The sequence below is a fragment of the Streptococcus oralis genome (assembly GCF_001075875.1).
Taxonomy (GTDB): domain Bacteria; phylum Bacillota; class Bacilli; order Lactobacillales; family Streptococcaceae; genus Streptococcus; species Streptococcus oralis_I.
Genome location: NZ_JUOS01000047.1, coordinates 1 through 5,818 on the forward strand (window position 1 = coordinate 1; position 5,818 = coordinate 5,818).

Consider the following 5,818-nt stretch of genomic DNA (forward strand, 5'->3'; position numbering starts at 1 on the left):
ATAAATCTTTTTTAAAGAAATAGTGGGCATGATCTCCATGTGAAACTACAAAACCTTGCTTATCCTCACTGATCACTCGCTCAGCTGCAAATCCATGATCATGTTCATCCTCATGATGGTTGTTATGAGTTACATTTTCATGGTCACGCTGAACTATTGGTTTATTTTGATTTTCTAACGGCTTTGTTGGTGTTAGAACACCTCCAAGTGGTATCAAACGAGCAATTTTTTGCTCCAAAGCAGACATACTACTATAAGGAATGAAATGGTAGTGATTACCGTGTGGAATCGCAACTCCTGATGGTGTACGACTAGTAATTTTAGCTGGGTCAAATACCAAACCATCAGATTCTTGATAGCGTTGACTAACTGGTAAAGCATATAACTGAGCAAGAAGACTTTGGAGGCTATCCTCTTTATCTACTGGGATGCTTGTTGCTGGGCTATCGGCTTGAGAACTTGGTGTAACACTTGGATTGGGTTTATAATCCGTCAGGCTTGGTTGACTTCCTCTTCCAGCTAGATAGGCTTGAGCTGCTGCTAATTCACTTGAAGATAGAGCACTCTTTGGAACGTAGTGATAATGCCCACCATGAGGAACAATATAGGCATCACCTGTATCTTCAATAATATCTGCAGCATTAAAGACATAACCATCATCTGTTGTATATCTACCTTGTGCTCTGGCAACAAGGACTTCCTTACTTGCACTGCCACTATCTGATGTATGTTCTTGTTTTTGTTGCTCGATTTGGTCTTTGGTGCGAATATTATCAGCGTGACTCGCATCTTTTAGATAGACATAGTATTTACCGTCCACTTTGATGATATAGCCACCTTTAATCTCATTGACAATATCTTGATCACGCAACTGATAGTTCGGATCTTTCATGACCAGTTCTTCGCTAAAGATAGCATCATAAGGCACCTTACCATTATAGTAATGGAAATGGTCGCCGTGGGACGTCACATAACCTTGATCAGTGATCTTGGTAACAATCTGTTCAGCTTCTATTCCTTCCTTCTTGCTAACTTGATCTGGTGTCAGAGATTCATTCTTCTTAGCTTCAGATCCTTTACCGTCAACATAGGATACACGATTATCATCTTTTTTCTCAGGTGCTTGATGTTGATTCAAAGCATAAACGCAGACACTTAAGGCAAGGACCACTGCAGATCCCGCTAGATATTTTTTATTAATCTTCATAATCTCCTCATTTCAATTCTTCAGCTAAGATAGCCAAATTTTCTTCTAGATTTTCCAAGTAGGACTTGTCATTTTGTGGGTCTGCCTCTAAAGGATTGAGGGTTTTAAGACCCACACCTGTTGATTTGACAAGTGTGTCCGCTACCTTAGATGATGCATTGCTCTCTGTAAAGATGGTTTTGACCTTATAAGTCTTTACAAATTCCTGGATTTCAGTCAATTGTCTTGGACTTGGTTCTTGTTCAGGAGAGATACCTGCAATACCAAGTTGATTAAGTCCAAATCGTTTTGCCAAATATGAAAAAGCTGTGTGTTGGGTCACAAATGTCTTTTGATTAGCCTTTTCAAATATCGGTTGGTATTTCTTAGTTAGGTCATGAGCCTTAGCACTAAAACTTTGTGCGTTTTTCTGATAGGTATCCTTGTTGGCACTGTCCAGTTCGGATAAATTATCAGCAATAATCTGTGCTTCTTCAGCAACTTTTTCAGGATCTAACCAAGTATGAGGATCATACAAGGTTTTCTCATCAATCCCATCTCCTGCCTGCATATCTTCTAAGCCAGGCACGCGCTCCAAGGTCATACCTTCTGATGCTTCTAAGACCTTTACCTTGGATTTTTGCAGGCTTGGATCTAAACTTCCCGCCCATGACTCTAGTGTATGAGAATGATAGACAAAAACATCGGCATCATATATGGCTGCGATATCATTTGCAGAAGGTTCAAAGGAATGGATACCAGAACTAGACTGAATCATCCGAACATCATTTAGATCACCTGAAACTTCTTTGACCATGGCATAGATAGGATAAAAACTGGTCACAATCTTCATTCCCTTAGTTTCATCACTCTTGTCTTGACTGGCCTTTTGTCCACATGCTCCTATGGTAAGAGCAAAGAAGGCAAGCACAAGCCATAGGATACTTCTTTTTTTCATAACAACTCCTTAACTAGTATTTAACCATTTAATTAACTAGTAAATAGTTTAACTTTTTTTATTTAATAAGTCAAGATTTTTAGTCGTCAAAAATAAAATCATTGTTTTAGAACTTCTTGATTCAATTTTTAAGACAGTAAATTTCAGCTTTTTAATAAAGAAAAGGACATTATTCAATCAAAAATCGAACAATATCCTTTCGAGTAGATTATAATTAATAAATATATTTTAAGGTTTTACTTGTTTTAGTGTCTTAATGTCATACATCACTAATTCACCATTTTTATTGTAAAACTGAACACCTTCTGGCTGAAAAATTAGAAACTTAGGATCGATTTGTGCAATTTTTGCTAACTTTTCTATATGTTCATTTAAAGTTACTTTATCCAATCCGTAGTCTGGTAAATCATCGTCACTTTCTTCTTTGGAGTTTTCTTTATCTTCAACCTTGTTTTCTGAAGGAATTTCGTTGGTTGTACCAGTCTCATTTACGCCTATATTATTCTTCGGTTGCTCCTCAGTTTTATCTACAACAGTCTTATTTTTATCAATATTTTTAAGATTGTTTGAATCAGGTTTTAATTCTTCATTATTATTCGTAAACGTCCCATTTTGGGATTCTTTTTCTTTCATTCTTTTAGCTATCAACTCTTGAGCTTGTTTCCACTCTACTTCTGATAAGTCGGATTTAGTGATACTTCTCAATGAATCACCACTAGCTTTTGGAATACTGAAAGATTTATCTGCCCAAATATAAGTTCCCTTTGCCAATACATCCTGAGGATCAAAAATATATCCATCAGGAGTTGCAAATCGACCTTCTGCAAGAGCTTTCTGAACTTCTTCAGCAGAATGGATAATTTGCCAGTTCTGCATTCCAGGACGTTTTTCAAGAGGAGTTACATTAGCAATAACAGATCCAGCATCATCATGACCTGGTTTTGACCAAACTTCAGGACGCACATCAGGATGTTGCATTACATATTTTATAGTTGCTATTTGCTCACTATTTAACCAAGAATAAGGTACGACGTGAATGTGATCGATATGCGGAATAATGAAAGAAGTTCCAGTATCATACGTAGTATTGGCTGCATGCATAGGCAAGCTAGATACATCAACAGCTAATCTTGGTTTAATTTCTGTTTCTACAATATCATAACGATAATTATCTTTATCTTTAAGCATTAGTTCCTGCTCAGAAAAAGCTATTTGAGTAAGATCGAGTTCTTCACGTGAATAAAAATAATCTTTACCACCTTCATTAATTATATAACCAACTTTACTATTTCTAGAAATTTTATTAGTTACTTTTTTATAATCAAACTTTGGTCTTTCCTCCTCATCTGAGTGTACTGAAGAAACGATGGAATCTGGATTTTTACCAGTTTCTTGAATCCATTTGGCAACTTCATCCAATTCGAATTGTTCTAATTCACCATATCCCATATAATGGAAATGATCTCCGTGTTTGGCAATAACACCTGATTTATCAACAGAATCGATTGAATCTTTGGTAAATATATATCCATCGCTCGTATCATAAGGTTTGCCATCTAAACCTTTTCCATAAGCTTTGATTGGTTGTCCTAAGAACTTATGAACTACCTCTTTTGATGCTAAAGGTTTAATATCTGTAACAATTTCGTTTAATCCATTTTGCCCTTTTAACGGAATCATTCTTGCAATCTTCTGCTCTAAATCAGACATTTGTGAATAAGGGATAAAGTGATAATGGTCTCCATGGGGCACTGCTACACCGTTAGCTGTACGTTTGATGATTTGTGCCGGATCAAAGACTAGACCATCCGATTCCACATGGCGTTCTGATAAAGGTTTGGCATACAATTCACTTAAAAGTGTTGAAATGTCTTCCCCTTGATTTTGATGATAAGTTGGGGTGACAGTCAGATTTGGAGTCTCTGTCAAACTTGGTTGAGCTTGCTTAGAATTATCACTACTTGGTTTACTTGAACTTGTAGAGGAATGTGCGCCTTGTTTACCATTCCAATAAGCTTGGGCAGCAGCCAATTCTCTTGCTGACAAATCACTCTTAGGGATATAGTGGAAATGATTGCCGTGCGGTACAACAAAAGCGTCTCCTGTATCTTCAATCACATCTGTCGGACTAAAGACATACCCATCATCCGTTGTATAGGCTCCTCCAGTTCCTCGATTCGGTGCCGGCGTATTGAGATTAAAGTTTGGTTTAATGGTTGAACTTGGTTTCTCAGAACTGCTTGGTTTCGGATTATCAGCATGACTTTGAATTGGCTGACCTCCAATTGGCAGATTTCGAGCCAATTTTTCTTCCAAAGCAGACATTTGCGAATACGGAATGAAATGGAAATGATCTCCGTGAGGAACTGCCACACCATTTGCAGTACGTTTTGTAATCTGTGCTGGGTCAAATACTAATCCATCAGACTCCACATGACGTTGGCTAAGTGGCAAAGCGTACAATTCTTGAAGGAGACTAGCTAAATCCTCATTTTCGCTCTCCGGAGCTGTTGCAGGATTTTGAGGAGTTTCAGATGGACTAGTTCTCACACTAGATCTTGTTTCTCCTCTGCTTGAACGATATTCAACCGTACTTAATTGACCGCCTTTTCCAGATAAGAAGGCCTGGGCAGCAGCTAATTCACTGGCAGACAAATCACTCTTAGGAATATAGTGGAAGTGATTGCCATGAGGAACGATATAGGCATCACCTGTATCTTCTATGATATCAGAGGCATTAAAGATATACCCATCATCCGTTGTATAGCGTCCTTGAGCTCTGGCTGCAACTACTGCTTGATCGTTAGAACCAGCCCCGTGATTACTACTATGTTCCTGCTTCTGACGTTTAATCTCTTCTTTTGTACGAATATTGTCCGCATGAGCCGCATCCTTAAGGTAAACATAGTATTTCCCGTCTACCTTAATCACATAGCCACCCTTGATTTCATTGACAATGTCTGAATACTTCAACTGATAATTCGGATCTTTCATCAGCAGTTCTTCACTGATGATAGCGTCATAAGGAACCTTGCCATTATAGTAATGATAATGATCTCCATGAGAGGTCACATAACCTTGATCAGTAATTTTAACAACAATTTGTTCAGCATTGATCCCCTCTCGCCGACTAACTTCATCTGGCGTCAGATTTTCAGACTTAGTACTAGCCTGATTCCCTTCTATATAAGCCACACGATTAGGCTCTTTGCTAGTCTGTACCGCTTGGAAACGCCCCAGTTCATAACTGGAAAGGCTTAATGCTAAAAGAGCTACCGAACCAAGAACATATTTTTTATTGATTTTCATCTAAACACACTTCCTATTTCATTTATTCGTTAAATAAAGAACTACACTTTTTCCTAAAGAACTTCCTTAACTGGTTAAGTATATAACTGAAAAACGAAATCACTTTTAAAACTCCTCCTTCTATTTTCTATTTATCTAACAAGATTTGATCGAGTGAGTTAGTTTCTTATATAATTAACCGGTTATTTAACTAGTTAAGATTTTACTCCTATCACATAAATCTGTCAAGAATTTTTTTGACTTTCAGGTAAAATCTAGATAAAAAAGAGGAATATCCCCTAGTATGAGATAGATTCCTCTTTATAATATTTTATTGTTGAAATGGCATAAAATCCGAAACAAAGGAAATGTTATCCTTATCTTCT

The 5,818-nt window shown here is 37.3% G+C and carries 3 protein-coding genes; all 3 read right to left on the reverse strand.

Annotated features, from left to right (window positions below; genetic code table 11):
- Positions 1-1,207, reverse strand: a 1,207-nt coding sequence (locus ADM33_RS03180; RefSeq protein WP_049503139.1) for a pneumococcal-type histidine triad protein, incomplete at its 3' end; no start/stop codon positions are given.
- A gap of 7 nt (positions 1,208-1,214) precedes the next feature.
- Complete coding sequence (locus ADM33_RS03185) at positions 1,215-2,144, reverse strand: metal ABC transporter solute-binding protein, Zn/Mn family (protein ID WP_049503140.1); 930 nt, start codon at positions 2,142-2,144, stop codon at positions 1,215-1,217.
- Between the two features lie 228 nt (positions 2,145-2,372).
- Entirely contained in the window at positions 2,373-5,453 is a 3,081-nt protein-coding gene (locus tag ADM33_RS03190) for a pneumococcal-type histidine triad protein (RefSeq protein ID WP_049503141.1), read from the reverse strand.
- Between the last annotated feature and the right edge of the window lie 365 nt (positions 5,454-5,818).

What these genes read in the sequence shown, in the direction of transcription:
- ADM33_RS03185 (WP_049503140.1), bottom strand. Translation starts at nt 2,144, where the DNA reads ATGAAAAAAAGAAGTATCCTATGGCTTGTGCTTGCCTTCTTTGCTCTT.
- ADM33_RS03190 (WP_049503141.1), bottom strand. Translation starts at nt 5,453, where the DNA reads ATGAAAATCAATAAAAAATATGTTCTTGGTTCGGTAGCTCTTTTAGCA.